The 24,671-nt window shown below is 72.3% G+C and carries 26 protein-coding genes; 15 read left to right on the forward strand and 11 right to left on the reverse strand.

The annotated features are described in order from the left end of the window. Nucleotides 1–4: 4 nt before the first annotated feature. Nucleotides 5–865 (forward strand): Bax inhibitor-1/YccA family protein, encoded by an 861-nt coding sequence (locus ACFVQ0_RS19780; RefSeq protein WP_390089662.1) that lies wholly within the window; start codon nt 5–7, stop codon nt 863–865. A 137-nt stretch (nt 866–1,002) separates the two neighbouring features. After that, nucleotides 1,003–1,320 (forward strand): hypothetical protein, encoded by a 318-nt coding sequence (locus ACFVQ0_RS19785; protein ID WP_390089666.1) that lies wholly within the window; start codon nt 1,003–1,005, stop codon nt 1,318–1,320. A gap of 94 nt (nt 1,321–1,414) precedes the next feature. On the opposite strand, the gene ACFVQ0_RS19790 is transcribed toward ACFVQ0_RS19785, so the two are convergent. From ACFVQ0_RS19790 to ACFVQ0_RS19800, 3 genes are all read right to left on the reverse strand, one after another. Then, a complete protein-coding gene (locus ACFVQ0_RS19790; protein ID WP_390089818.1) occupies nt 1,415–2,278 on the reverse strand; it encodes a hypothetical protein in 864 nt (287 codons plus the stop codon). Between the two features lie 308 nt (nt 2,279–2,586). Further along, on the reverse strand, nt 2,587–3,807 hold the full coding sequence (locus ACFVQ0_RS19795) for an acetyl-CoA C-acetyltransferase (protein ID WP_073738500.1): 1,221 nt from the start codon (nt 3,805–3,807) through the stop codon (nt 2,587–2,589). A 123-nt stretch (nt 3,808–3,930) separates the two neighbouring features. Beyond that, nucleotides 3,931–5,025 (reverse strand): SGNH/GDSL hydrolase family protein, encoded by a 1,095-nt coding sequence (locus tag ACFVQ0_RS19800; protein WP_390089820.1) that lies wholly within the window; start codon nt 5,023–5,025, stop codon nt 3,931–3,933. A gap of 164 nt (nt 5,026–5,189) precedes the next feature. Here ACFVQ0_RS19800 and ACFVQ0_RS19805 point away from each other — a divergent pair, with 164 nt between their 5' ends. Continuing rightward, nucleotides 5,190–6,599, forward strand: a complete 1,410-nt coding sequence (locus ACFVQ0_RS19805) for a cystathionine beta-synthase (RefSeq protein WP_390089668.1) — start codon at nt 5,190–5,192, stop codon at nt 6,597–6,599. Between the two features lie 272 nt (nt 6,600–6,871). Here the strand turns inward: ACFVQ0_RS19805 and ACFVQ0_RS19810 are convergent, their stop codons facing one another. Continuing rightward, the gene (locus ACFVQ0_RS19810) at nt 6,872–7,687 is read right to left on the reverse strand and encodes a helix-turn-helix transcriptional regulator (RefSeq protein WP_390089670.1); all 816 of its coding nucleotides are present in this window, start codon (nt 7,685–7,687) and stop codon (nt 6,872–6,874) included. A gap of 148 nt (nt 7,688–7,835) precedes the next feature. On the opposite strand from ACFVQ0_RS19810, the gene ACFVQ0_RS19815 reads away from it, so the two are divergent. Next, nucleotides 7,836–8,597, forward strand: coding sequence for an SDR family oxidoreductase (locus ACFVQ0_RS19815; RefSeq protein ID WP_390089672.1), 762 nt, complete (start codon nt 7,836–7,838; stop codon nt 8,595–8,597). 14 nt (nt 8,598–8,611) lie between these two features. Here ACFVQ0_RS19815 and ACFVQ0_RS19820 read toward each other — a convergent pair whose 3' ends face one another. Further along, complete coding sequence (locus ACFVQ0_RS19820) at nt 8,612–9,028, reverse strand: hypothetical protein (RefSeq protein ID WP_390089674.1); 417 nt, start codon at nt 9,026–9,028, stop codon at nt 8,612–8,614. Between the two features lie 83 nt (nt 9,029–9,111). Continuing rightward, nucleotides 9,112–9,465, reverse strand: a complete 354-nt coding sequence (locus ACFVQ0_RS19825; protein WP_390089676.1) for a hypothetical protein — start codon at nt 9,463–9,465, stop codon at nt 9,112–9,114. A gap of 59 nt (nt 9,466–9,524) precedes the next feature. On the opposite strand from ACFVQ0_RS19825, the gene ACFVQ0_RS19830 reads away from it, so the two are divergent. Together ACFVQ0_RS19830 and ACFVQ0_RS19835 are read left to right on the forward strand one after the other, a co-directional pair. Continuing rightward, complete coding sequence (locus ACFVQ0_RS19830; RefSeq protein ID WP_390089678.1) at nt 9,525–9,971, forward strand: MarR family winged helix-turn-helix transcriptional regulator; 447 nt, start codon at nt 9,525–9,527, stop codon at nt 9,969–9,971. A gap of 101 nt (nt 9,972–10,072) precedes the next feature. Further along, nucleotides 10,073–10,918, forward strand: coding sequence for a MurR/RpiR family transcriptional regulator (locus tag ACFVQ0_RS19835; RefSeq protein WP_390089680.1), 846 nt, complete (start codon nt 10,073–10,075; stop codon nt 10,916–10,918). Nucleotides 10,919–10,993: 75 nt separating this feature from the next. Here the strand turns inward: ACFVQ0_RS19835 and ACFVQ0_RS19840 are convergent, their stop codons facing one another. The 4 genes from ACFVQ0_RS19840 to ACFVQ0_RS19855 form a co-directional block, all read right to left on the reverse strand. Further along, a complete protein-coding gene (locus ACFVQ0_RS19840; protein WP_390089681.1) occupies nt 10,994–11,368 on the reverse strand; it encodes a hypothetical protein in 375 nt (124 codons plus the stop codon). Between the two features lie 83 nt (nt 11,369–11,451). Beyond that, complete coding sequence (locus ACFVQ0_RS19845) at nt 11,452–11,922, reverse strand: roadblock/LC7 domain-containing protein (RefSeq protein WP_390089683.1); 471 nt, start codon at nt 11,920–11,922, stop codon at nt 11,452–11,454. 38 nt (nt 11,923–11,960) lie between these two features. Then, nucleotides 11,961–12,761, reverse strand: coding sequence for a transcriptional regulator (locus ACFVQ0_RS19850; RefSeq protein ID WP_390089685.1), 801 nt, complete (start codon nt 12,759–12,761; stop codon nt 11,961–11,963). Continuing rightward, the gene (locus ACFVQ0_RS19855; protein ID WP_390089687.1) at nt 12,758–13,180 is read right to left on the reverse strand and encodes a hypothetical protein; all 423 of its coding nucleotides are present in this window, start codon (nt 13,178–13,180) and stop codon (nt 12,758–12,760) included. Before ACFVQ0_RS19855 ends, ACFVQ0_RS19850 begins: the two co-directional genes overlap by 4 nt. A gap of 255 nt (nt 13,181–13,435) precedes the next feature. Here ACFVQ0_RS19855 and hutU point away from each other — a divergent pair, with 255 nt between their 5' ends. The 4 genes from hutU to hutI all read left to right on the forward strand — a co-directional run bounded on the left by hutU (nt 13,436) and on the right by hutI (nt 19,045). Beyond that, complete coding sequence (hutU, locus tag ACFVQ0_RS19860; RefSeq protein WP_390089688.1) at nt 13,436–15,097, forward strand: urocanate hydratase; 1,662 nt, start codon at nt 13,436–13,438, stop codon at nt 15,095–15,097. A gap of 41 nt (nt 15,098–15,138) precedes the next feature. Next, nucleotides 15,139–16,350, forward strand: a complete 1,212-nt coding sequence (locus tag ACFVQ0_RS19865) for an allantoate amidohydrolase (protein ID WP_390089822.1) — start codon at nt 15,139–15,141, stop codon at nt 16,348–16,350. A 68-nt stretch (nt 16,351–16,418) separates the two neighbouring features. Further along, on the forward strand, nt 16,419–17,786 hold the full coding sequence (locus ACFVQ0_RS19870; RefSeq protein WP_390089824.1) for a formimidoylglutamate deiminase: 1,368 nt from the start codon (nt 16,419–16,421) through the stop codon (nt 17,784–17,786). Nucleotides 17,787–17,857: 71 nt separating this feature from the next. Then, complete coding sequence (hutI, locus tag ACFVQ0_RS19875) at nt 17,858–19,045, forward strand: imidazolonepropionase (protein ID WP_390089689.1); 1,188 nt, start codon at nt 17,858–17,860, stop codon at nt 19,043–19,045. A gap of 88 nt (nt 19,046–19,133) precedes the next feature. On the opposite strand, the gene ACFVQ0_RS19880 is transcribed toward hutI, so the two are convergent. Further along, entirely contained in the window at nt 19,134–20,096 is a 963-nt protein-coding gene (locus ACFVQ0_RS19880; RefSeq protein ID WP_390089826.1) for an RNA polymerase sigma factor SigF, read from the reverse strand. A 282-nt stretch (nt 20,097–20,378) separates the two neighbouring features. On the opposite strand from ACFVQ0_RS19880, the gene ACFVQ0_RS19885 reads away from it, so the two are divergent. The 5 genes from ACFVQ0_RS19885 (at nt 20,379) to ACFVQ0_RS19905 (ending at nt 24,664) form a co-directional block, all read left to right on the forward strand. Next, the gene (locus ACFVQ0_RS19885) at nt 20,379–20,747 is read left to right on the forward strand and encodes an STAS domain-containing protein (protein ID WP_311307836.1); all 369 of its coding nucleotides are present in this window, start codon (nt 20,379–20,381) and stop codon (nt 20,745–20,747) included. A 258-nt stretch (nt 20,748–21,005) separates the two neighbouring features. Then, nucleotides 21,006–21,554 carry an ATP-binding protein gene (locus tag ACFVQ0_RS19890; protein ID WP_390089692.1) on the forward strand — a complete coding sequence of 183 codons (549 nt, stop codon included), beginning with the start codon at nt 21,006–21,008 and terminating at the stop codon, nt 21,552–21,554. A 219-nt stretch (nt 21,555–21,773) separates the two neighbouring features. After that, nucleotides 21,774–22,466: a peptidase gene (locus ACFVQ0_RS19895; RefSeq protein ID WP_390089694.1), complete on the forward strand. Its 693-nt coding sequence runs from the start codon at nt 21,774–21,776 to the stop codon at nt 22,464–22,466. A 45-nt stretch (nt 22,467–22,511) separates the two neighbouring features. Next, nucleotides 22,512–23,528: a hypothetical protein gene (locus ACFVQ0_RS19900; RefSeq protein ID WP_390089695.1), complete on the forward strand. Its 1,017-nt coding sequence runs from the start codon at nt 22,512–22,514 to the stop codon at nt 23,526–23,528. After that, nucleotides 23,525–24,664 (forward strand): hypothetical protein, encoded by a 1,140-nt coding sequence (locus ACFVQ0_RS19905; RefSeq protein ID WP_390089697.1) that lies wholly within the window; start codon nt 23,525–23,527, stop codon nt 24,662–24,664. The genes ACFVQ0_RS19900 and ACFVQ0_RS19905 overlap by 4 nt, the downstream gene beginning before the upstream one ends. Nucleotides 24,665–24,671 lie beyond the last annotated feature (7 nt).

Below are 24,671 nucleotides of genomic sequence, written 5' to 3' on the forward strand. Positions count from 1 at the left end.
TGAGATGAGGAGCAGCAACCCGGTCTTCTCGCGACGGGGCTTCAGCCGCGACAACGGTTACGCGAACGTCAACGCGGCGCCGCAGGCCGGGGCCCCGGTAGCGGGTGCCAATCCGTACGCCACCAACCCCTACGCCCAGCCGGACGCCCAGTACGGCGCCCCGCAGGCGCCCGCGCGTTCCGGTGCGATGACGATCGACGATGTCGTCACCCGTACGGCGCTGACGCTGGGCACGGTCGTGGTCGGCGCCGCCGCCGCCTGGGCCCTGCTCCCGGTCGACGAGGCGAACCTCAACAAGTCGTACGGCATCGCGATCGGCGCCGCGCTGATCGCCTTCGTGCTGTCGCTCGTCCAGTCCTTCAAGCGCACCCCGGTCCCCGCGCTGATCATCGCGTACGCGGCCTTCGAGGGCGTCTTCCTCGGGGTCATCTCCAGCGCGGTCAGCACGTACATCGGACCGGGCGTCGTGATGCAGGCGGTGATGGGCACCATGTGTGTCTTCGCCGGTGTGCTCTTCGCGTACAAGATGCGCTGGATCCGCGTCACCCGCCGGTTCTACGGCTTCGTGATGGCCGCGGCCATGGGCTTCATGCTCCTGATGGTGGTCAACCTGCTGTTCGCCGCCTTCGGTGGCGGTGACGGCCTCGGCTTCCGCAGCGGCGGTCTCGGCATCCTCTTCGGTGTCGTCGGCATCATCCTCGGCGCGTGCTTCCTGGCCCTGGACTTCAAGCAGGTCGAGGACGGCGTCGCGTACGGCGCTCCGCGCGAGGAGTCCTGGCTGGCGGCCTTCGGCCTCACCATGACCCTGGTGTGGATCTACCTGGAGATGCTGCGCCTGCTCTCCATCCTGAGCGGCGACGACTAGACAAACCCGCAGGACGGCACGGCGAACGAACGGCCCGCAGGCTCCTTCGCAGGAGCCTGCGGGCCGTTTATGTTCCGCGGGGGTCCGAGCGCCGGCCCGTTGGCGGTCATCCGGGCAGGGGCGCGTAGGGTCGCGGGGTGCTCGATACGACGCCCCTGATCATCGCCGTGGACCGATTCGCCGACCGGCTGCGCGCCGCCCCGCAGAGCAGACTGCGCCGGGGTGCGGCGGCCGAGGGACTGGCCCTGGCCAGGCAGCTGGCGGTGCGGGCCCAGCGCGTCGAGGCGCCGGACCGGGAGCCGAGGACCATGCCGGACGCCGGGATGTTCGCGGTCGGTGACCAGCTCGCCGTCGCGGGCCGTGACCTGGCCGTGGCACTGGAAAAGGCCCCGTCGGCGGAGCTGGACGAGGCCGTGCGATGCGTCGAGGAAGCGGCCGCCCGAGCATTCGCCTAGGCGTTACGCGGGCGGTTGGGGCGGTGGGCTGCGGCAGCGGCCGGCGAGGGCCGCTGTGTCGGGGGCGTGCGGGTCCGGACGACCGGTCGGCGGGCTAGAAGCTCGCGATGACGCGGTCGGCCAGTATGTAGACGTTCTCCCGGCCGCACGAGAACGTCAGCGCGTACGCGCCGGAGACGCCGGAACCGCCCAGCAGTACCGGGTGCTCACCGTCCCGGAGCGATGTGGCCAGCCGCTCGGCCGTCTCGCGGTGGCCGGGGGTCATACAGAGCGTGGTGCCGTCGGCGAAGACGTACACATCGAGCGTGCCGAGCGGGCCGGGGCGCACGTCGGAGAGTTCCGTACGGCTGTCGGCCAGCTCCTCCAGGCGGTTCACCGTGCGCTCGTGGTCGGTGACGACGGGTGTCTGCACCGGTACGAAGTCCGGGTGCGAGGGGTGACGGCGACGGGCCGCGGCCAGCTCGGGGGAGTCCTCGGCGAACTCCGCGAACTCCGCGATCTCGGGGAGCTCGGTGATGTCGGCCAGCTCGGTCAGCTCGGCCAGTTCCGTCAGCTCCTCCAGCGCCTCCGTGGCGTCGAGGTCCATCGCTTCGAGGCCGGCGAAGTCCGCCTGGCGCGGCATGAAGAACGGGGCGTCCTCACCGACTCCGGACAGTCCGCCCAGCAGGGACGGGGCGTCGGCGGCGTCCCGCGCTTCCTGCGTGGCCCAGAAGGCCCGCGCCTCCGCGAGCTCCCGCTCGCGCTCCTCGGCCAGCGCCTCGGCCACGGCCGCGCGTATTTCCGAGGCAGGGGTGGCGTCGTTACGGCTCTGGGCCGGGACCGAGGCGGCCTGGGCGCGGCCGTCGGCCAGCTCCCTCCGAAGGGCCGATACCTGCTTACGCAGCCCGTGAGCGGCGTGCAGAGCAGCAGCGCCCACGGCCGTGGCAGCGGCGGTGGTCAGCAACAGGGCAAGAGGCATGGCGCTCACTGACTTACTCCCGGTTTCAATCGATCCCCCGACTTCCTACATCAGCTTGACCCGTACCGGCACCATGTGTCAGTGCATTACGTCACGAATTGGACAGGTCTTTGTGCCCGGGGTTTAACCCTGATGCTGGTGTGACCTGCGGGAATGGGTCTCCCCCAGGACATAGGTCACATCCTGGGGGAGATTCGGTCACGGTCGGGGCTCGGAACCGGTCATCGCGCCCGCTCCGAGTACGCCGGATCCCGCCCAGGAGCGGGATCCGCTTCAGCTCGACTCGGTTCAGCTCAGTTCAGGTCAGGTCAGCTCAGCCGCTCGATGACCATCGCCATGCCCTGGCCGCCGCCCACGCACATCGTCTCCAGGCCGAACTGCTTGTCGTGGAACTGGAGGCTGTTGATCAGCGTGCCGGTGATCCGGGCGCCGGTCATGCCGAAGGGGTGGCCGACGGCGATGGCGCCTCCGTTGACGTTGACCTTGTCCAGCGGCAGGCCGAGGTCCCGGTAGGACGGGATCACCTGGGCGGCGAAGGCCTCGTTGATCTCGGCCAGGTCGATGTCGCCGACGCTCAGCCCGGCCCGCTTCAGCGCCTGCTTGCTCGCCTCGACCGGTCCGTAGCCCATGATCTCGGGGGAGAGGCCGGAGACGCCGGTGGAGACGATCCGGGCCAGCGGGGTCAGGCCCAGCTCGCGCGCCTTCGTGTCGGACATGATCACGAGCGCCGCGGCGCCGTCGTTCAGCGGGCAGCAGTTGCCCGCGGTGACCAGGCCGTCGGGGCGGAAGACCGGCTTCAGGCCCTGCACGCCCTCCAGGGTGACGCCCGCACGCGGACCGTCGTCCTTGGCGACGACCGTGCCGTCCGGCGTCGTCACCGGGGTGATCTCCCGCTCCCAGAAGCCGTTCTTGAGGGCTTCCTCCGCGAGGTTCTGCGAGCGGACGCCGAACTCGTCCATGTCCTGACGGGTGACGCCCTTCGTCCGGGCCAGGTTCTCCGCGGTCTGCCCCATCGAGATGTACGCGTCCGGCACCAGGCCGTCCTCGCGCGGGTCGTGCCAGCTCGCGCCGGACTCCTCCGCGCGGGCCGCGGTGCGGGCCTCGGCGTCCGCGAACAGCGGGTTGTGGGTGTCCGGCCAGCTGTCGGAGTTGCCCTTGGCGAACCGGGAGACCATCTCGACGCCCGCCGAGATGAACACGTCGCCCTCACCGGCCTTGATGGCGTGCAGCGCCATCCGGCTGGTCTGCAGGGAGGACGAGCAGTAGCGGGTGACCGTACAGCCGGGAAGGTGGTCCATCCCCATCTGTACGGCGATGATGCGGCCCAGGTTGTTGCCCTGCTCGCCGCCGGGGAGGCCGCAGCCGAGCATCAGGTCGTCGATGTCCCTGGGGTCCAGCTCCGGGACCTTGGCCAGTGCGGTCTGGATGATCGTGGCGGTCAGGTCGTCCGCCCGCAGGTCCTTCAGCGAACCCTTGAAGGCCCGGCCGATGGGGGAACGGGCAGCAGAGACGATCACGGCTTCGGGCATCACGCGGCTCCATGAGGGCTGGAAGGCTGGCTGGCTGGACTGCTCTGGAAGTTACCCGGACGTACTGCGGAGGTCACCCGCACCGGCATGTGATGCGGGCCTCTTTTCTAAGCAACCGCTCAGTCAGCCGGTGGCGGCGGTGCCGGTGTCGCTGCCCGGACGCCGGTCCACCCGGGTCGAGCCGCCGTGCTCCTCGTGCTCCTCCTGTTTTCCGGGTGTTCCCGGGGAACGGTGCTGGTACCAGTGCGGATGAGGGTGCGGTTCGGTGGCCGCGGGCAGGCGCCGCCGCCTGCGGTGCTTGAGGAGCGCCCAGGGCGCTCGTGCCCCGGTGACCTCCGTACCGGCCTCCTTGGCCGCCTGGGACGCCGCCTTGGCCACCGGCAGCATGTCCTCGCGCCGGGCGCCGTCCAGATGATCGGACTCCGGCCACAGCCCCAGCACCGCGCAGAGCGTCGGCAGGACCGCCATCGCCGCGGTCGCGTACCCCTCCGCGGAGGGGTGGTAGTTGTCCGGGCCGAACAGCTCCCGGGGGTTCGCCTCGAACTCCGGGCCCAGCAGGTCGCCCAGCGACACCGTGCGCCCGCCCTGCTCCACGGAGCCGATCGTCTGCGCCGCCGCCAGCTGCCTGCTCACCCGCCGGGCCAGCCACCGCAGCGGCTGGTAGACCGGCTCGATCGTGCCCAGGTCCGGGCAGGTGCCGACCACCACCTCCGCGCCCGCCGTCCGCAGCCTGCGTACCGCCGTGGTCAGGCAGCGCACCGACTGGGTCGCGGGCATCCGGTGCGTCACGTCGTTGGCCCCGATCATGATCACGCAGACGTCCGGGGGCCCGGACGGGTCCGCCAGCAGCAGCGAGACCTGCCGCTCCAGATCGTCCGACCTGGCCCCCGGCTGCGCGACATTACGCAGATCCACCGGCCGCTCCGAGACCGCCGCCAGCCCGGAGGCCAGCAGCGCACCCGGGGTCTGCCCGGCCCGCCGCACGCCCTGCCCGGCCGCCGTGGAATCCCCCAGCAGTCCCAGCCGCAGCGGGTCCGTCGGCCCGGCGAACGCCACCCCGTACCGCCCGTCCGCGCTCGGCGGGACCGGTGCGATCCCGCCGCCCACCAGCCGCTTCGCCAGCTGGACCTCCGCCAGCAGGACGCCCACCGCCGCGGCTCCCAGCAGCCCGACGCTGCCGCCACCGTAGGCCGCGCCCGCTGCGATCCGCCGTGCCACCCTTGCCCTCGACACAGTCCGGTCCACCTCCTCGTCGCCGTACGTGCCGTACCGCCGTACACAGAGCTAACTGCCCCCAAGAGGGCGTCGTTCAATCGCTTCGCCCAATCCGGTCCCCGTACGCATACTCTTGCCGCACCATCACGGAGACCCCGGAGTACACGGTGCAATTCCACGATTCGATGATCAGCCTTGTAGGCAACACCCCGCTGGTGAGGCTGCGCAGTGTGACGGCCGGCATCCAGGCGACGGTCCTGGCCAAGGTCGAGTACTTCAACCCCGGCGGCTCGGTCAAGGACCGGATCGCCCTTCGCATGATCGAGGCCGCGGAAGAGAGCGGCGCGCTCCTGCCCGGCGGCACGATCGTCGAGCCGACGAGCGGCAACACGGGCGTGGGCCTGGCGATCGTCGCGCAGCAGAAGGGCTACAAGTGCGTCTTCGTCTGCCCGGACAAGGTGTCCACGGACAAGATCAACGTGCTGCGCGCCTACGGGGCCGAGGTCGTCGTCTGCCCGACGGCGGTCGACCCCGATCACCCGGACTCCTACTACAACGTCTCCGACCGGCTGGTCCGTGAGACGCCCGGAGCCTGGAAGCCCGACCAGTACTCCAACCCGAACAACCCGCGCTCCCACTACGAGACCACCGGTCCCGAACTGTGGGAGCAGACGGACGGGAAGATCACCCATTTCGTGGCGGGGGTCGGCACCGGCGGCACGATCAGCGGCACCGGCCGCTACCTGAAGGACGTCAGCGACGGCGCGGTCAAGATCATCGGCGCGGACCCGGAGGGATCGGTCTACTCGGGCGGCTCGGGCCGGCCGTATCTGGTCGAGGGCGTCGGCGAGGACTTCTGGCCGACGGCGTACGACCGTACGGTCACCGACGAGATCGTCGCCGTGTCCGACAAGGACTCCTTCCAGATGACCCGCCGGCTCGCCAAGGAGGAGGGGCTGCTGGTCGGCGGCTCCTGCGGGATGGCGGTCGTGGGCGCCCTGGAGGTCGCGAAGCGGCTGGGCCCGCAGGACGTGGTCGTCGTCCTGCTCCCGGACAGCGGGCGCGGCTACCTGAGCAAGATCTTCAACGACGAGTGGATGGCGGACTACGGCTTCCTGGAGAACACCGGCCCCTCCGCACGCGTCGCGGACGTCCTCGACTACAAGGAGGGCCCGATCCCGACGCTCGTCCACATGCACCCGGAGGAGACCGTCGGTGAGGCCATCGACGTCCTGCGCGAGTACGGCGTCTCGCAGATGCCGATCGTGAAGCCGGGTGCCGGACACCCGGACGTGATGGCCGCGGAGGTCATCGGCTCTGTGGTCGAGCGGGAGCTGCTGAACGCGCTCTTCGCCCAGCGCGCCTCGCTCTCCGACCCGCTGGAGAAGCACATGTCGCCGCCGCTGCCGCAGGTCGGTTCCGGCGAACCGGTCGAGGACCTGATGGCGGTGCTCGGCGGCGCGGGCGCGGCGGACGCGGCGATCGTGCTGGTCGAGGGCAAGCCCAAGGGCGTGGTCAGCAGGCAGGACCTGCTGGCGTTCCTCGCCAAGGACGCGTCGGCGGTCACCAAGCCGTAGCCGCGCGGCCGGAACCGGCGGCTTCGCGAAAACGGTACGAGCGCGACACGTACCCGCAGCACCGGCTTAACACGGATCGGGCAGATTGATGGGTGTCGGCGGGGAAACCCGCCGGCACCGATACGGCGACACGGACTACGGAGCGGCTCCCGGACCTCCACTGTCGTCAGGACGCGAGACCGGCCCTGACCCGGACCGCGTCCCTCGCGGGGACCGCCGTCGTCCCGCCCTCCGGGAAACCGGGGGTGCGGCGGTCCCCGCGATACACCTCGTTACGCCGCCGCCGTCAGCAGCGCGAGGCGCGCCGCCGACTCCGTACCCGGCTCCGGGGTGTAGACCACCAGGCACTGATCGGGATCCCCGGGCACACCGAGCGTCTCGTACGGGAGCGTGAGCAGACCCGCCGACGGGTGGCTGATCCGCTTCACGCCGTACGCCTTCGCCTTCACCTGGTGATCCGCCCACAGCCGGCGGAAGTCCTCGTTCTTCACCGACAGCTCGCCGACCAGTGCGGCCAGTCGCTTGTCGTGCGGGTGCAGGCCCGCGTCCAGGCGGAGATGGGCGACGGTCTCCGCCGCCACGGCGGCCCAGTCCGGATAGAGCTCGGGGGAGGCCGGGTCGAGGAACACCTGGCGCGGGACGTTGCGCACGCCGGGGGAGAGCCGCGAGAAGCCGAGGAGCGCGTCGGCCGCCCCGTTCCACGCCAGTACGTCCATCCGGCGGCCCAGGACGAACGCCGGTGCCCCGCCCAGGGTGTCCAGCAGCAGCCGCAGACCGGGCCGCACCCGCTGCTCGGCGGCCGGGGCCGCCGTGCGCGGCTTGGGGCGGGCCACCGTGCGCAGGTGGGCGTGCTCCGTCTCGTCCAGTCCCAGCACCCGGGCCACCGCGTCCAGCACGGCATCCGAGACGCTCGGCCCGCGCCCCTGCTCCAGCCGGATGTAGTAGTCGACGCTCACCCCCGCGAGCTGCGCCACCTCCTCGCGCCGCAGACCCGGAACGCGCCTGCGGCCGTAGGAGTTCAGCCCGACGTCACCGGGCTGTATGCGGGCACGTCGTGAGCGGAGGAAGTCTCCGAGGTCGCCGTCCATGCCGCGATCGTAGAAGACCCGGCCGTTCCCCAGCCTGGTACTGCCGGACCCAGGAAAGACACGTCCCTGGGTAGCGGCGGCCCGCGGCGGCAGAGTCGGTGCTCGGCCGGGGAAACGTCCCGGCCCCACAGCACCAGGGAGCACGGACATGTCGTACGGGACACTCGCGGGCCGCACCGCCGTCATCACCGGAGCCGCCAGCGGCATGGGGGCCGCGACCGCCCGGCTGCTCGCCGCCCAGGGGGTCCGGGTGGCGCTGCTGGCCCGCCGCGCGGAGCGGCTGGAGGAGCTCGCCGGGAAGATCGCCGCCGACGGCGGCCAGGCACTCGCCGTCGCCACCGACGTCACCGACCAGGCGTCCGTGGACGCCGCGGCCGAGCGGGTGCACGCCGCGTTCGGCCGGGTCGACCTGGTGGTCAACGCCGCCGGTGTGATGCTGCCGAACCCGGTGGACGAGGGCCGCGCCGACGAATGGCAGCGGATGCTGGACACCAACGTGTCGGGCGCCCTGCGCGTCATCCGGGCCTTCACCGCGGACCTGGTGGCGGCCGCCGCCGACGGCCGCACCGCCGACCTGGTCAACATCTCCTCGATCGGCGCGCACGTCACGTTCCCCAACTACGCGGTGTACGGCGCGACGAAGGCCGCGCTCACCTATCTCTCGGCCTCACTGCGCACCGAACTCGGGCCGCGCGACGTCCGGGTCACCAACATCGAGCCCGGCCTCACCGACTCCGAACTGGCCGGACACGTCGACAACACGGAACTCAGCGGCCAGCTCGACGGCATGTTCGACGCGCTCGGCGGGCTGTCGAGCGACGAGATCGCCGACCTGATCGCCTACACGGTCAGCCGGGCCCGCCACATCAACCTGCGCCAGCTGGTCGTGCTGCCGACCCGTCAGGCGTGAGGAGCGTCCGCCGCTCAGCCCTCCCAGTCGGACTCCCGCCGCTCGTCGGCCCGGCGCCCGAAGAGCCGCCCGCCGCGAGAGGCCTGGAAGGCGTTGACGCCGACGATCCCGAGCCAGGCCACGACCATCCCCGGGAAGCCCGCGTTCACGACACCGATGGCGGACAGCGGGACGGCCAGGACCAGCGAGACGATCGCGAAACCGTACTGCTCGACGAAATGACCGGAGGGCCGCTCCGGCGAGCGCGCCCCCCTGACCTGCTGCTCCGCGAGATGACGCCTGACCCGGCGGTCGAGCGTGCCGTCGAGCCGCTGCTCGACCTTCTCCAGAAACGATTCGACGAGCGCGGACTCGTACTCGGTGCCCAGCTCGCTGCGGGCCTGAAGGGTAGCGTTGAGCTCCTTCTTGAGCTCCGTGTCGGATGCGTCCATCCTTCTACGTTACGAAGCCGCGTCGGCCGGGTCAGTGGGGCTAGCCCCCCGGTTCGCGGGGGCGGGAGCACCATCGGGCGGGCCTACTTGCGGATCAGCCACCAGGCGGTGCCGAGGTGGGTGGCCGCCGCGACCGTCCCGCCGACGGCCATTCCCGTGACCCCCCGGCGGGCGCCGATGTACGCGTCGCCCAACTGCGCCGCCCCAGCCACCGCCAGGACGGGAACCAGCGCCCGGCGCTCCCCCTTCAGCGCGTACACCAGCGCGGCGGCGAGCGGGACCGCGCGGACCGCGTACGCCTCCGCGTACGTCTGGAGGCCGGCCGTCGGCTCGGTGCCGGCCGGCAGCAGGAGCGTGGGGCGGGCCACCGCGATCACGGCCGCGACCGCCGAGCCCGCCGCCATGGCCACGTTGAGGACAGCCGGAGTGCGTCGCATTGCGTCACCTCTTGAATCATTAACTCTATGAATGATTTCGTGATGATACGGTGCCGGGCGTGAAGGATGTCAAGCAGGAGACGCTGACCGGCACCGCGGCCTTCCGGCTCGGCACGCTCGGCGCGATCACCGCCGAACTGTTCGCCGAACGGCTGGCGGTCCACGGCCTGAAGCCCAAGCACGCCGGACTGCTGGCCCTGCTGGACAGCGGTGCGGCGGCCTCGCAGCAGGACATCGCCCGCACCATGCGGGTGACGCCCAGCCTGGTGGTCGGGCTCGCCGATCACCTGGAGGAGCTGGGCGCCGTCACCCGGGAGCGCGACCCCGTCGACCGTCGCCGCCAGATCCTCGGCCTCACGGACCGGGGCCGCGAACTCCTCGCCCGCTGCACGGAGACGGCGAGCGCCATCGACGAGGAGCTGACGGCCGGGCTCGACGACGCGTTCCGCACGAACCTGCGCCGGACCCTCGCCGTACTGGCCGCACGGGCGGGCCTGCCCGGATAGCGCGGGCCACGGCGTCTGCATATGGACATGCAGACGCCTTGCTGGCTGAATGGATTCCTCGGCGCCGGACTGCGGCGCGACGGATCCAGCGAGGGGACAGGATGAGCGGGAGCAGCCCGGCCGCGAGGTTGCAGCAGCTGTTCGAGGGGCGCAGGCTCACCCCCACCCAGCGGCGCATCGCGCACTCGATGGTGCGCAGGGCCGGTGACGCCCCGTTCCTGTCCAGCGTCGAGCTCGCCGAGCTCGCCGGGGTCAGCCAGCCCTCCGTCACCCGGTTCGCCGTGGCGCTCGGCTTCGACGGCTACCCCGCGCTGCGCAGGCATCTGCGCGAGGTCTCCCCGGCCGGGCCCTCCGCGGGGACCGGGGAGGACACGTACAACGAGTACCAGCAGGCGGTGCTCGGCGAGATCGAGAACCTGCGGCACCTCGCGGAGCTGCTCGCGGACCCGGGCCCCGTCGAACGGGCCGGCCGGCTGCTCGCAGGGTCGCGTCCGCTGCCCGTGCTCGGGCTGCGCGCCGCCTCCTCGCAGGCCCGGGGCTTCGGGTACTTCGCCGCCAAGGTCCACCCCGATGTCCGGGTGCTCGACGAGGGCGGCAGCATGCTGCACGACCGGATCGACGCCGCCCGGCGGGCCGGGGCCACCGCGCTGATCTGCTTCGCGCTGCCGCGCCATCCGCGAGAGGTCGTGGACGCCCTCGCGTACGCCGGGGAACAGGGGCTGACGGTGGTCTCGGTCGCGGACTCCGCGTTCGCCCCGGTGGCCGCGCACAGCGATCTGCTGATCCCGGCCGCCGTAGGGACGGGGCTCGCCTTCGACACGGCGTGCGCGCCGATGCTGCTCGGGCGGGTGCTGCTGGAGTCGATGTGCGACGCCCTGCCGGACGCGCAGGCGCGGCTGGAGGAGTTCGACGCGAGGGCGGCGGCGCGCGGCCTGTTCATCGAGTGATCCGCGGGTGCGCCCTGCCCGGTGGGGCACCGCCCCCACCCACCGGGGCAGGCGCACCCACCGGCCGGCCAGTCCTCAGATCTCCAGCTCGGCCTCGATCTTCTTCAGCTTGTGGCGGGCCATGGCCAGGTTGGCGCGGCTTGAGTCCAGCACCAGGTAGAGGAACAGCCCCTTGCTGCCACGGGTCCTGAGCAGCCGGATCAGGTGGTACTGGGCGCCCAGGGTGATCAGGATGTCCTCGATCTCGTCCTGGATGCCCAGCTGTTCCATGGTGCGGAGCTTCGCGCGGACGACGTCGGTGTTGCCGGCCGCCGCGACCTCCAGGTTGAACTCCTTGCCGCCGCCGAGGGTGCCCAGGGCCATGCCGCTCGTGTAGTCGACGAGGGCGACGCCGAGGGTGCCCTCGATGTTCGTCATCGCTTCCTTCAGTGACGCTTCGGTGTTCGCCATGAGTGCTCGTTTCCTTTCCCTGACCGGCCGCGACGGCCGGTTCCGTTTTCTGGGTCTGAGGGGTCCGCTGGGCTGAGAGGTGGTCAGGTCGGGCGGTGGGGGAGCGTGCCCGGCGGCTGCGGGGTGCGTGGCGCGGGCGGGCGTGCGCCGGGCTGGGACTGAGGTGCGCGTTCCAGCGCGGTGTCGACGAGCCGGCCGATCCTGGCCCCGGCCCGGCGGCCCTCCAGATGGAGCCTGCCGACGTTGATCCGGTCCTCCGCCAGCAGCGTCAGCACGGCGGAGGAGCCCGCGGCGTACGCCGCGATGTAGCCCGTCTCGCCCCGGACGAGGAGTTCGCGGAAGCCGCCCCGGCCGGTCGCCTCCGTCATCCGGATCGAGACGCCGAGCGCGGCCGCGGTCAGCGCGGCGACGCCTTCGGCCTCCACCCCCGGGGTGTCGTGCGCGAGGACGAGACCGTCGGTGCTGGCCGCCAGGGCGCCGGCGAGCATCGGGACCCGTGCCCGCAGCCGCTGGAGTTCGGCCAGGACATCACGCACTTCGGCCTCGGGCACCATCAGCTGTCTCCTCCCGGCACGCTGTCTGAGCGCGCGTATCACAGGGCCTCCAATGCGTCTCGGAGCCGGCGCAACAGGGCGACATCGGGGTCGGCCGTGATCTCGGGCAGCTCGACCCGGGCGGTCGCGGAGGCGGCCGGGCCCGTCGGCTGCCGGACCGCCTCGACCAGCCCCGCGGCGGCCAGCCGCCGCAGGTCGACCAGGGTGTGGAACGCCGATCTGCCCAGCTCCTGGGCGATGTCCGTCGCGGTGCGCACCCCGTCCACGCATCCCAGGACGCGCTGCTGGCGCGGCGGCACCGGACCGTCGGGCGGGCCCCCGGTCCGGGCGAGCGGGGCGCTGTCGCCCGCCGCCTCCGGCCAGATCCGGTCCAGCAGCTCCCGGCGCCGGAGCGTCTCGCGCTGCACGGCGTCCACGGGCACCGGGCGGACCGGGCCGATCCAGTGGGCGACCCCGTAACGGAAGCGGGCCGGGGTCCGGGTCGGGGCGAGGGCGAAGAACGCCGCGTCGTACAACACCCCCAGGTGGCACAGTTCCAGCGCGCCGCCCGCCACCCGGCCGCTGTCCACCAGGTAGCGGCCGACCCGCCGATGGGCGCCCGCCTGCGCGACCGCGTCCCACCAGCCGTCGCGGTGCAGAGCGCCGCCCCGGGTGAGCAGGACGTCGATCCCGGGCGTCGCCGGGCTCTCGGCGTGCACCACCTCGCCGTCCGCGAGGTAGAGGGTGCCGCAGTCGCGCATCAGGGCGCCGGTGGCCCGTTCCGCGGCGAGGCGCTCAAGCATCGGCGAGAGCACGGTGGCGGGGGAGGAGGGGGCGGGCACGGGGGCGGCCGTTCTCATGCCAGGACCAGCCGCTCCGCCGTCTCGCCCAGCCGTATCCGGGCCAGGGCGAGGTTCCCCTCCGCGCGGTCCAGCCACAGGTGGAGGAAGACGCTGCTGTCGAAGTCCGTCTCGACGAACCGGAGGATGTGGTACCCGGACCGGGTGGTGACGATGACGTCCTCGACCGGCGGCTCCGCCCCCGTGACGCCCGTGCCGTCCGCGGTGTCCGGCGGGCGGGCCCCCTCAGAGGTGAAGGCGGACTGTTCGGCCGCCATCCGGGCCACCTCCGCCGTCTCCGCGGCGGTGGCCTCGTGATCGCCGTTGGGCGCGTCACCGATGGTGCCGAGAGCGAGACCGCTGGTCCAGTCGACCACGGCGGCGCCACGGGCACCGGGCAGTCTCATGACGTCGAGCAGGCACTCGTCGATTCCGGGCACGCGGACTCCCCTCCGACGCGGCGTGCGGCTGTGACCCAGAGGTTACGCATTGTGCTCAGGGCTGGTGGAGGTTCTGGCATTTTCCATGGGTACATGCAGGTGGCCGACGGAAAATGCCCCGCCGCACACCGGAGGGAAGCCATCCGGAGGCCGGAAGGAGGCCCTCCGGAGAGCGTCCGCGCCCCCCTGTTGACTGGAGCTATTCAGCCAACCAAGATGTGAATAGAAAATTCACAGTCGCGAGGAGGCATTGCCATGTCAGGACCCCGCCCCGTACGGGCACCGCGCGGTACCGAGCTGAGCGCCCTGGGATGGCAGCAGGAAGCCGCGCTGCGGATGCTGCAGAACAACCTGGACCCCGAGGTCGCCGAGCACCCCGACAAGCTCGTCGTCTACGGCGGCACCGGCAAGGCGGCCCGCGACTGGCGCTCGTTCGACGCGATGGTCCGCACGCTGCGCACCCTCAAGCAGGACGAGACGATGCTCGTCCAGTCCGGGCGGCCGGTCGGCGTCATGCAGACGCACGAGTGGGCCCCGCGCGTGCTCATCGCCAACTCCAACCTGGTGGGCGACTGGGCGAACTGGGAGGAGTTCCGCCGCCTGGAGGCGCTCGGGCTCACCATGTACGGCCAGATGACCGCCGGTTCGTGGATCTACATCGGCACCCAGGGCATCCTCCAGGGCACCTACGAGACGTTCGCCGCGGTCGCCGCCAAGAAGTTCGGCGGCACGCTGGCCGGGACGATCACGCTGACCGCCGGACTCGGCGGCATGGGCGGCGCCCAGCCGCTCGCCGTGACCATGAACGACGGCGTCGCGATCTGTATCGACGTGGACCCGCGCGCCATCGAACGCCGCATCGAGCACCGCTTCCTGGACGTCAAGGCCGACAACCTGGACCACGCGCTCCAGCTCGCGGTCGAGGCGCGGGACGCCCGCAAGCCGCTCTCCATCGGCCTGCTCGGCAACGCCGCGGAGCTGCTGCCCCGGATGCTCGCGGAGGGCGCCCCGGTCGACATCGTCACCGACCAGACCAGCGCCCACGACCCGCTGGCCTACCTGCCGGTCGGGGTCGACTTCGACGACATGGCCGACTACGCCGCCGAGAAGCCCGCCGACTTCACCCTGCGCGCCCGTGAGTCGATGGCGAAGCACGTCGAGGCGATGGTCGGCTTCATGGACGCGGGCGCGGAGGTCTTCGACTACGGCAACTCGATCCGCGGCGAGGCCCAGCTCGCGGGCTACGGACGGGCCTTCGACTTCCCCGGCTTCGTGCCCGCGTACATCCGGCCGCTCTTCTGCGAGGGCAAGGGCCCGTTCCGCTGGGCGGCGCTGTCCGGCGAGGCGTCCGACATCCGCAAGACCGACAAGGCGCTGCTCGAACTCTTCCCGGAGAACGAGTCGCTGCACCGCTGGATCAAGATGGCCGGCGAGCGCGTCCAGTTCCAGGGGCTGCCCGCCCGGATCTGCTGGCTCGGCTACGGCGAGCGGGACCGGGCCGGCGAGCGGTTCAACGACATGGTGGCGAGCGGTGAGCTGGCCGCGCCGCTGGCCATCGGGCGCGACCACCTGGACTGCGGCTCGGTGGCCTCCCCGTACCGGGAGACCGAGGCCATGCTCGACGGCTCCGACGCGATCGCGGACTGGCCGCTGCTGAACGCCATGGTGAACGTGGCGTCCGGGGCCTCCTGGGTCTCCATCCACCACGGCGGCGGCGTCGGCATGGGCCGCTCCCTCCACGCGGGCCAGGTGACGGTGGCCGACGGTACGAAGCTGGCCGGCGAGAAGATCCGGCGGGTGCTGACGAACGACCCGGGCATGGGCGTCATCCGGCACGTGGACGCGGGGTACGACATCGCGGAGTCGGTCGCCTCCGACAAGGACGTGCGGGTGCCGATGCGGGAGGGCGAGGCGTGAGCGCCACGGGCGGACCGCGCCCCACCCTGTCCTTCCAGGACATGTGGCGGGAGCTGGCTCCCGTCGGACGGCACCCGGACAGCGGCGGCTACCGCCGCTACGCCTGGACCGCCGCCGACGCCGACTGCCGGGCATGGTTCCGGGCGCAGGCCGAGGCGCGCGGGCTCGCCCTGGAGACCGACCGCAACGGCAACCAGTGGGCCTGGCTCGGTGACCCGCTGGCCGGGGACGCCGTCGTCACCGGCTCGCACCTCGACTCGGTGCCGGACGGCGGCGCCTTCGACGGACCGCTCGGCGTCGTCTCCTCCTTCGCCGCGCTCGACGAACTCCGCCGCAGGGGAGTGGAGTTCACCCGGCCGCTGGCCATCACCAACTTCGGTGACGAGGAGGGCGCCCGGTTCGGCCTGGCCTGCGTCGGCTCCCGGCTCGCCGCCGGACAGCTGACCGTCGAGGCCGCGCACCGGCTGCGGGACGGCGACGGCGTCACGCTCCCGCAGGCGATGGAGGCGGCCGGACACGACCCCGACGCCATCGGCCCCGACCCCGAACGGCTGGCCCGTATCGGCGCGTTCGTCGAGCTGCACGTCGAGCAGGGCCGCGCTCTCGATCTCAGTGGCGACGCCGTCGGCATCGCCTCCGCGATCTGGCCGCACGGCCGCTGGCGGTTCGACTTCCGGGGCGAGGCCAACCACGCGGGCACCACCCGGCTCGCCGACCGGCGCGACCCGATGCTCACGTACGCGGAGACGGTCCTGGCCGCCCGCCGGGAGGCGGAGCTGGCCGGCGCCCTCGCCACCTTCGGCAAGATCGCCGTCGAGCCGAACGGCGTCAACGCCATCCCCTCGCTCGTACGCGGCTGGCTCGACTCCCGCGCCGCCGACCAGGACACCCTGGACACCGTCGTCACCGGGATCGAGCGGGCCGCCCGGGAACACGCCGAACGGGCCGGAATCGATCTCGACGTCGTACGGGAGTCGTTCACGCCCGTCGTGGAGTTCCAGCACGCCCTGCGCGACGAACTGGGCACGATCCTGAAGGGCGCCACCCGGGGCAACGGCCGCGCCGTCCCCGTGCTCGGCACGGGAGCGGGACACGATGCGGGTATTTTGTCCGCTTCGGCCCCTACCGCCATGCTGTTCGTCCGGAACCCCACCGGGATCTCGCACTCGCCTGCCGAGCACGCCGCGGAGGACGACTGCGTGGCCGGGGTGATCGCACTCGCCGATGTACTGGAAGGTCTCGCGTGCCGCTGACAACGCAGCCCCCGACAGAGCCCCCGACGGAGTCCGGGACGGGACCGGACACGGAACCGGCCACGGAGCTGACGGGCAAGCCCGTCGCCGCGACGTACTGGCTCTCGCACGCCTGGCTCGGCACCCATGTCGAGCCGGGCGTCGTCCTGGAGGTGTCCGACGGGCTGATCGCCGGGGTACGGACCGGCGTCGACTCCCCGCCGCCCGGCGCCACCGTGCTGCGCGGGCTCACCCTGCCCGGCCTCGCCAACACCCACTCGCACGCTTTCCACCGCGCCCTGCGCTCCACCGTCCAGGTCGGCTCCGGGACCTTCTGGACCTGGCGCGAGACCATGTACCAGGTCGCGGCCCGGCTCACCCCCGACACGTACTACGAACTGGCCCGCGCGGTGTACGCCGAAATGGCGCTGGCCGGCATCACCGCGGTCGGTGAGTTCCACTATCTGCACCACGCGCCCGGCGGCACCCCGTACGACGACCCGAACGCGATGGGCGCCGCCCTGATCGAGGCCGCGCGCGAGGCGGGCATCCGGATCACCCTGCTGGACACCGCCTACCTCTCGGCGGGGTTCGGCCGCCGCCCCTCCCAGTACCTGAAGCCCGACCACCACCAGCTGCGCTTCTCCGACACCACCGCCGACGCCTGGGCCGAGCGCGCCTCCCTCCTCAAGGGCGACGAGCACGCCCTGATCGGGGCGGCAGTCCACTCCGTGCGCGCCGTGCCCGCGGACCAGCTCGCCACGGTCGCCCGGTGGGCCGAGGAGCGGCGGGCGCCCCTCCACGTCCACCTCTCCGAGCAGACCGCGGAGAACGACGCCTGCCTCGCCGCCCACGGCCGCACCCCCACCCGGCTCCTCGCCGACCACGGGGTGCTCGGCCCGCGCACCACCGGCGTGCACAACACCCACCTCACCGACGAGGACATCGCGCTGATCGGCTCCACGGCCACCGGCACCTGCATGTGCCCGACCACCGAACGCGACCTCGCCGACGGCATCGGCCCCGCCGTCGCCCTCCAGCGCGCCGGCTCCCCGCTCTCGCTGGGCAGCGACAGCCACGCCGTGATCGACCTCTTCGAGGAGGCGCGCGCGATGGAGCTCAACGAGCGCCTGCGCACCAGGAGCCGAGGCCACTGGACCGCGGCGGCCCTGCTGCGGGCCGCCTCCGCCGACGGCCACGCCGCGCTCGGCCGGCCGGAAGCGGGCATCCTCGAACCGGGCGCGCCCGCCGACCTCGCGACCGTCGCCCTGGACTCCGTCAGAACAGCGGGGCCGGTGCCGCGACTGGCCGCCGAGACAGCCGTATTCGCCGCCTCCGCGGCCGATGTGCGCCATACGGTGGTCGCCGGACGGCACATCGTGCGCGACGGGCGGCACGCGCTGGTCGACGACGTCCCGGCGGCACTCGCGAAGGCCATCGCCGCCCTGCACCACTGAACGGCGCGGCCCCGAACCCTCCGCCGCCCCCACGCAAGGAAGCGCCCCGACGCAAGGAGAGCAGTCCCCCGATGACGACGACCGCCATCACCCACATCTCCGCACTGGTCACCAACGACCCCTCCCTCGGTGACGGTTCCCCCCTCGGACTGATCCAGGACGCGGCCGTCGTCATCGAGGGCGACCGCGTCGTCTGGACCGGTGAATCCAGCAAAGCACCCGCCACTGACAACGCCGTCGACGCGGCGGGCCGGGCCGTGATTCCCGGCTTCGTCGACTCCCACTCGCACCTGCTCTTCGCGGGCGACCGGACCCAGGAGTTCAACGCCCGGATGTCGGGGCGGGCCTACAGCGCGGGCGGCATCCGCACCACCGTCGCCGCCACCCGCGCCGCCACCGACGACGAGCTCGACGCCAACGTCGCCCGCTACCTCGCCGAGGCGCTGCGCCAGGGCACCACGACCTTCGAGACCAAGTCCGGCTACGGCCTCACCGTCGAGGACGAGGCCCGCGCCCTGCGCATCGCGGCCCGCCACACCGAGGAGGTCACCTTCCTGGGCGCCCACATCGTCTCCCCGGACTACGCCGACGACCCGGCCGGCTACGTCGACCTGGTCACCGGCCCGATGCTCGACGCCTGCGCCCCGTACGCCCGTTGGATCGACGTCTTCTGCGAGCGCGGCGCCTTCGACGGCGACCAGGCCCGTGCCGTCCTCACCGCGGGACGCGCCAAGGGCCTGCACCCACGCGTCCACGCCAACCAGCTCGGCCACGGCCCCGGCGTCCAGCTCGCCGTCGAACTCGACGCGGCCTCCGCCGACCACTGCACCCACCTCACCGACGCCGACATCGACGCCCTGGCCCAGTCCGCCACCGTCGCCACGCTGCTCCCGGGCGCCGAGTTCTCCACCCGCGCCGCCTGGCCGGACGCCCGCCGTGTCCTGGACGCGGGCGCCACCGTCGCGCTCTCCACGGACTGCAACCCGGGCTCCTCGTTCACCTCTTCCATGCCGTTCTGCGTCGCACTCGCCGTGCGCGACATGGGCATGACCCCCGACGAGGCGCTCTGGTCCGCCACCGCGGGCGGCGCCGCGGCCCTGCGGCGTACCGACATCGGGCGCCTCGCCCCCGGCGCCCGTGCCGACCTGGTGGTCCTCGACGCGCCCAGCCACGTCCACCTCGCCTACCGGCCCGGCGTTCCGCTGGTGCACGAGGTCTGGCGCCGCGGCGAGCGCGCCGTGGCACCGCACCGCGGCTGACCGGGCCCCGTAACGCGGAAGGACCTGCCCCTCGACGGGGCAGGTCCTTGATCCGGCAGTCCTCGCGGGCGCGCCGCGAGGTGCGCGCTCACTCGTCCAGCGTCAGGCCCTTGCGGAGCTTGACCAGCGTGCGCGAGAGCAGCCGGGAGACGTGCATCTGCGAGATGCCGAGCTCCTCACCGATCTCCGACTGCGTCATGTTGGCGACGAACCGGAGCGAGAGGATCGTCCGGTCGCGGCCGGGCAGCGAGGCGATCAGCGGCTTCAGGGACTCGACGTACTCGATGCCTTCGAGTCCGTGGTCCTCGTAGCCGATCCGGTCGGCCAGCGCGCCGTCGTTCTCGTCCTCCTCGGGCTTGGCGTCCAGCGAACTCGCGGTGTACGCGTTGCTCGCGGCCATGCCTTCGACGACTTCTTCGTTGCTGATGCCCAGGCGGTCGGCGAGCTCGCCCACGGTGGGCGCGCGGTCCAGCTGCTGGGCGAGCTCGTCGCCCGCCTTGGCCAGGTCGAGCCGCAGCTCCTGCAGCCGGCGCGGCACCCGCACGGACCAGCTGGTGTCGCGGAAGAAGCGCTTGATCTCACCGACGATGGTCGGCATCGCGAAGGTCGGGAACTCGACGCCCCGGCTGAGCTCGAAGCGGTCGATCGCCTTGATCAGGCCGATGGTGCCGACCTGGATGATGTCCTCCATCGGTTCGCTGCGGGAGCGGAACCGGGAGGCGGCGAACTTGACCAGGGCCATGTTCAGCTCGACGAGCGTGTTGCGCACGTACGAGTACTCGTGGGTGCCCTCTTCGAGGGATTCGAGCCGGGCGAAGAGCGTCTTGGAGAGCGCCCTGGCGTCCAGCGCCCCCATCTCGGAGGCGGGCGGGATCTCGGGAAGGTCCACGAGTCCGCCGGTGGTGCTGTCGGTATCGCCGTAATCACTGCTGGTGGTGCTTGAGCGCGTGCCGTCCAGGACGGCCGCGGCAGGGGAGTCTGATTCGGTCAGTCCCTGAGGACATGCTGACGTCGCGTTCTGGGTACGCGGTTCGTCGAGCCGGGGTGACATGGTCTCCTCCATCGTTCTCGGCATATGGCTGCCGATGCCTATACGTGTTCCTGCGGTGAAGCGGCGCCTCCAAAGCCGGCCATGTTTTGGGTGTCCCCCTACCCTTACCGGTCCGTATGGCTCGTTACAAGCTCCAATTACCGCTATATGTCCGGTTTGTTGAGGTCTTCGGCTACCGCGTGGCGCACGAAACGCGTACTGTTTCAAGAACGTCAGCGACAGCTGCAACGCATCCGCATGCATAGCTATGCGGACAGTGACGATCGGCGAAGAGGGACGGGCATGGACCGCGGGACGGTCGGCAGCGCGAACCGGGGTCGGCTTCAGGTCGAGGCCCGCACCGTGGGCCGCAGTGAGGTTGTGACGCCGGTGGGTGAGCTCGATCACCACACGGCGGACCTGCTGCGCGAGCCCCTGGAGAGCGCGGTCGAGCAAGGGCGTGCGCGCCTGGTGGTGGACTGCTCACGACTCGAATTCTGTGATTCCACCGGGCTGAACGTGTTGCTCGGTGCCCGCCTCAAGGCGGAGGCGGCCGGGGGAGGGGTCCATTTGGCCGGGATGCTGCCGGTGGTGGCGCGCGTATTCGAGATCACCGGGGCCGAAGCGGTTTTCACCGTTCACGGCTCTCTCGAAGAGGCCCTGGAAGACTGATCGTGGTGCCTTCCACCACCCCGTGCGCCCCGCGTGTTGCTCGTGTCACGCGATCCGCGTAGCCGAAGTGGGTGTTGTCACGATTCCGCCGGGCAGGAGAGTCCCCGGTGAGCCCTCGCGGTGAGCCGCACGATCCGTGTCCGACCGGTGCCTGTATCGGCACCCCGGCCGTATTCGTATGTGCGTTCGTATCTGTACCTGTAGTTGTATCTGTATCTGTTCAATGGCGACATGGTGAATCGGTGAGGTGAAGCGCTGATGAGCACCACCCGGCAGCATCCGCCGGGCGACCTCGGCCGCGAGCCGGAGGGCGCGGGCGTGGGTGCGCATGCCGACGCGGGCCCCGGCGCGGACGCGGGCCCCGGCGCCTCCTCCGAGGGGCCGGCCGGTCCGGGCGAGCGGCAGTGGCGCACGCTGTCCCTGCGGCAGGTGAGCGGCATCGTGCCGACGGCGCGTGATTTCGCCCGTACCGCGCTCCAGGAATGGGGCTGGCTGCCCGCCTCCACCGCCGACCGCAGAGCGGCCGCGGAGGACGTCCTGCTGGTCGTCTCCGAGCTGGTCACCAACGCGTGCCTGCACGCGGAGGGCCCCGACGAGCTGCGGATCGGGCGCACGCCGAAGGCGCTGCGGGTCGAGGTCGTCGACGGTGGCGCGGGCCAGCCCGCGCCGCGCACCCCGCACCGGGCCGGTCGGCCCGGCGGGCACGGCATGTTCATCGTGCAGCGGCTCTGCCTGGACTGGGGAGTCGTACGGGTGCCGGGCGAACCCGGCAAGACCGTCTGGGCGGAGCTGGCCGCCCCCGTATAGCCGACACGGGTTTCCCGGGCGGGGTTTGCCCCCGCCCGCCCGAGGGGCCGTACCCCCTCGGGCCCCACGCACCTCGAAGAGCGCGCCGGATCGGCGCGCTCTTTGTCTTCCCTCCACAAGGCCCCGGGCGTACCTTGAGCGCCAAATCTGATGTGTCGTCAGCTATTTGGGCCGCGCGGAAGCGGCGCACGGCGACTCCCGGCATGAGGGGAATTCGAGGTGTCGTACCAGAAGCGAACAGCTCTCGCGCTGGCGTCCGGGCTGGCGGGGGCGGTGGTGCTGATGGTCGCGCCCGCCGCCCACGCGACGGTCGTCGACGTCAACTACAAGTGCAAGACCCCGATCGGGGACAAGGCCGCCGTGTCGCCCATCGACATCAAGAGCGTCAAGAGCGACGGCGGCTACAAGCTCACGATGTCCTTCCAGAAGGGCGTCTCCTCCAGCCCGGTCGAACTGGGCAAGGGCGCGATGAACCCCAGCGCCGTGATCAAGGTGGGCGGCGCGGACCCCGGCCAGGTCCAGGTGTCCGGAGCCGCCAACTCCGCCGCGATCCCCGCCAACAGCCCCATCAAGATCAGTGACCTGTCGGGGACGTACACCCCGAAGAAGAGCGGCAAGGTCGACTTCACCGCCGGAGTGCTCACCATCAAGGCACTCGGTACGACGACGACCTGCACCCCGTCCAACAACCCGGGCCCCTCGCTCTCCCTCGACGTCACGGCCGCGGGCGGAAGCGGCGGCGGAAGCGCGAGCGGCGGCGGTGGGAGCACGCCGGACGGCGGGTCCTCGCTGCCCAAGACCGGCCCGCTCGACTCGGCCGTCGCACTCGGCACGCTCGGCGGGACCGTGCTGCTGTCCGGCGCGGCCGGCGTGCTGTGGCTCACCAGGCGCGGGCAGCGGGCCACGGGCTGACTCCCCCGCGAACCGCAGCCGCCGCCACGCACCAGGGAGCCGCCCATGCCGCCGTTGACCGGTCACCTCACCCGCCTCGCCCTTGCCGTACCGCTGCTCGCCGCCCTGTGGTGGACCACCGCCATGACCTCGGCGGCCGGTGCCACCGAGCATCCGGCCGCCCCGGCCTGGACGGCGCGGCCCGCGGCCAACGGCACGGACCGGGACGGCGGCAGACCGTACATCTACCTGGAGGGCCTGCCCGGCAGCGTCCTCCAGGACCGGCTCTCGGTCACCAACCCGGGACCGGACCCGCTGACCGTACGGCTGCGCGGCGCCGACGCGTACAACACCGCGAAGGGCGGCTTCGCGGTACGCGGCGCGCACGGCTCCACCGGTACCGGGGCCTGGCTGCGGACGGCCACGGAGAAGGTGACCGTGCCCGCCCGCACCCGAGCGGAGGTGCCCGTCTCCGTCACGGTGCCGGACGACGCGCTGCCCGGCGACCACCCGGGCGCGGTCGTCGCGGAGAGCGGCGGCCGCTCGGTGGGCGTCCGGGTCCAGCTCCGGGTCGGCGGGCCGACGCTGGCCGCGCTCACGGTCGAGGACGTCAGGGTGTCCGGGGGCACCATCCACTACACGCTGGTCAACCGGGGCAACGCGGTCCTCGCGCCCCGGCTCACCGTCGGCGCCGACGGGGTGTTCGGCACGCTGCTGCGACGCGACGCCCGCACCCTGCCCGTCGAGCTGCTGCCCGGCCAGCGGGTCCGGCTCACCGAACCGTGGCGGGACGCCCCCGCCCTCGACTCCGCCACCGTCCGGCTGAGCGTGACCGCCGAGGGCGGCGCGCACAGCGAGGCGACGGCCTCCGCGCTCTTCGTCCCGTGGCTGCCGCTCACCGGGGGCGCGCTGCTGCTCCTGGCCGGGGCCGCCGCGGGCACGTACGCCCACCGGAGGCGGCGAGCGGCACGGCGCGACGGGCACTACGGGCACGGCTCCACCGGCACCGGGGCCGCCCCGTCCCCTGACCGGCAACAGCACTCCGACGAGAGGCACTTGGTGAAGGCGGGAGCGGAATCGTGACTGGACGGACCGGACCGGCGGCACTCCGGAGCGACGGCCTCCGGCGGGCGGCCCTGCTGCTCGCCGCCCTGCTGACCACCGCGATACTGCCCGCCCTGCTGCTGACCGCGACCGGCGCCCATGCCACCGGCCGCAGCGCGGCGGACCCGAAACCGGCGGTCACGCTCTCCGGGAAGCAGGCGGGCAAGGGCGGCGAGATCACCGTCAAGGGCACCGGCTGGCGGCCGGACACCCTGCTGATGATGCTGGTCTGCGGGCGGTCCAGCCCCGACCGGGGAGTGATCGGCGGCACCAACTCCTGCGCCAACGCGGACGGCAGGGCCGTCACCACCGACTCCAAGGGCGCGTTCAGCAAGAAGCTGCCGGTCGCGGAGCCGCCCGTACCGTGCCCCTGCGTGGTGCACGTCGCGACGGTCACCGGGGACCAGTCCGTGGCCGACGCCGCGTTCGTCGTCGCCGGACACCCGGTCGCCGCACTGCCCAAGGAGGACGGTGACGGGAAGCTCGCCGTCCTGGCCACCACCCGGCTGGAGGGCGACAGCGGGATCCTCACCTGGTTCGGCGCCCCGCCGTCCCGCCGGCTCGTCCTCACCGTGGGCAATCTGGGCTCCGCCCCGGTCAAGGACCCGGTCTTCCAGGTCGGCACCGCCCACGGCGTCTACGCCCCGCAGTGGGAGGAGCGGCAGTGGCGCGGCACCGTCGAGCCCGGCCGCAAGGCGCGGATCGAACTGCCCGTCGAGCTGACGGCGGGCGCCCACGGCGACTACCAGGTCTCGCTGAAGTACGGCACCAAGGTGCTGGCCGAACAGCCGTGGGGGGTCGGCCGCCCGTGGGGCGTGACGCTCTTCTGGATCCTGCTCTGTCTCGTCGTGCCCGCCGCCGTGTTCCGTATCGGCATGGCGGTCGTCGACAAGGTACGGCCGCGCTCCGCGCACGCGGCGGCCCGGCCGCGCCGGCGCCCCGACCGGTTCGCCGATGTGACGGCCCGGCTGCCGAAGCTGCGGCGGGCGCCCGAGCCGTCGGCGGGCCCCGCGCCCTCGGCGGGCACGGGCAGCACCACCACGGCCGCGCTGCCGTGGTTCACCCCTGATTCCGCACCGTCAGAGCACAGACCGACGACGAAGGGACATTCGTGAGTACGCA

Origin of the sequence: Streptomyces sp. NPDC057900 (genome assembly GCF_042887885.1) — a bacterium.
Classification (GTDB): Bacteria; Actinomycetota; Actinomycetes; order Streptomycetales; family Streptomycetaceae; genus Streptomyces.

Coding starts and splice junctions, on each gene's coding strand:
- hutI (WP_390089689.1), top strand. CDS start 17,858: ATGACGACGACCGCCATCACCCACATCTCCGCACTGGTCACCAACGAC.
- ACFVQ0_RS19820 (WP_390089674.1), bottom strand. CDS start 9,028: ATGGACGCATCCGACACGGAGCTCAAGAAGGAGCTCAACGCTACCCTT.
- ACFVQ0_RS19825 (WP_390089676.1), bottom strand. CDS start 9,465: ATGCGACGCACTCCGGCTGTCCTCAACGTGGCCATGGCGGCGGGCTCG.
- ACFVQ0_RS19840 (WP_390089681.1), bottom strand. CDS start 11,368: ATGGCGAACACCGAAGCGTCACTGAAGGAAGCGATGACGAACATCGAG.
- ACFVQ0_RS19790 (WP_390089818.1), bottom strand. CDS start 2,278: ATGCCTCTTGCCCTGTTGCTGACCACCGCCGCTGCCACGGCCGTGGGC.
- ACFVQ0_RS19890 (WP_390089692.1), top strand. CDS start 21,006: ATGAGCACCACCCGGCAGCATCCGCCGGGCGACCTCGGCCGCGAGCCG.
- ACFVQ0_RS19880 (WP_390089826.1), bottom strand. CDS start 20,096: ATGTCACCCCGGCTCGACGAACCGCGTACCCAGAACGCGACGTCAGCA.
- hutU (WP_390089688.1), top strand. CDS start 13,436: ATGTCAGGACCCCGCCCCGTACGGGCACCGCGCGGTACCGAGCTGAGC.
- ACFVQ0_RS19865 (WP_390089822.1), top strand. CDS start 15,139: ATGTGGCGGGAGCTGGCTCCCGTCGGACGGCACCCGGACAGCGGCGGC.
- ACFVQ0_RS19885 (WP_311307836.1), top strand. CDS start 20,379: ATGGACCGCGGGACGGTCGGCAGCGCGAACCGGGGTCGGCTTCAGGTC.
- ACFVQ0_RS19850 (WP_390089685.1), bottom strand. CDS start 12,761: ATGAGAACGGCCGCCCCCGTGCCCGCCCCCTCCTCCCCCGCCACCGTG.
- ACFVQ0_RS19780 (WP_390089662.1), top strand. CDS start 5: ATGAGGAGCAGCAACCCGGTCTTCTCGCGACGGGGCTTCAGCCGCGAC.
- ACFVQ0_RS19900 (WP_390089695.1), top strand. CDS start 22,512: ATGCCGCCGTTGACCGGTCACCTCACCCGCCTCGCCCTTGCCGTACCG.
- ACFVQ0_RS19815 (WP_390089672.1), top strand. CDS start 7,836: ATGTCGTACGGGACACTCGCGGGCCGCACCGCCGTCATCACCGGAGCC.
- ACFVQ0_RS19795 (WP_073738500.1), bottom strand. CDS start 3,807: ATGCCCGAAGCCGTGATCGTCTCTGCTGCCCGTTCCCCCATCGGCCGG.
- ACFVQ0_RS19810 (WP_390089670.1), bottom strand. CDS start 7,687: ATGGACGGCGACCTCGGAGACTTCCTCCGCTCACGACGTGCCCGCATA.
- ACFVQ0_RS19835 (WP_390089680.1), top strand. CDS start 10,073: ATGAGCGGGAGCAGCCCGGCCGCGAGGTTGCAGCAGCTGTTCGAGGGG.
- ACFVQ0_RS19845 (WP_390089683.1), bottom strand. CDS start 11,922: ATGGTGCCCGAGGCCGAAGTGCGTGATGTCCTGGCCGAACTCCAGCGG.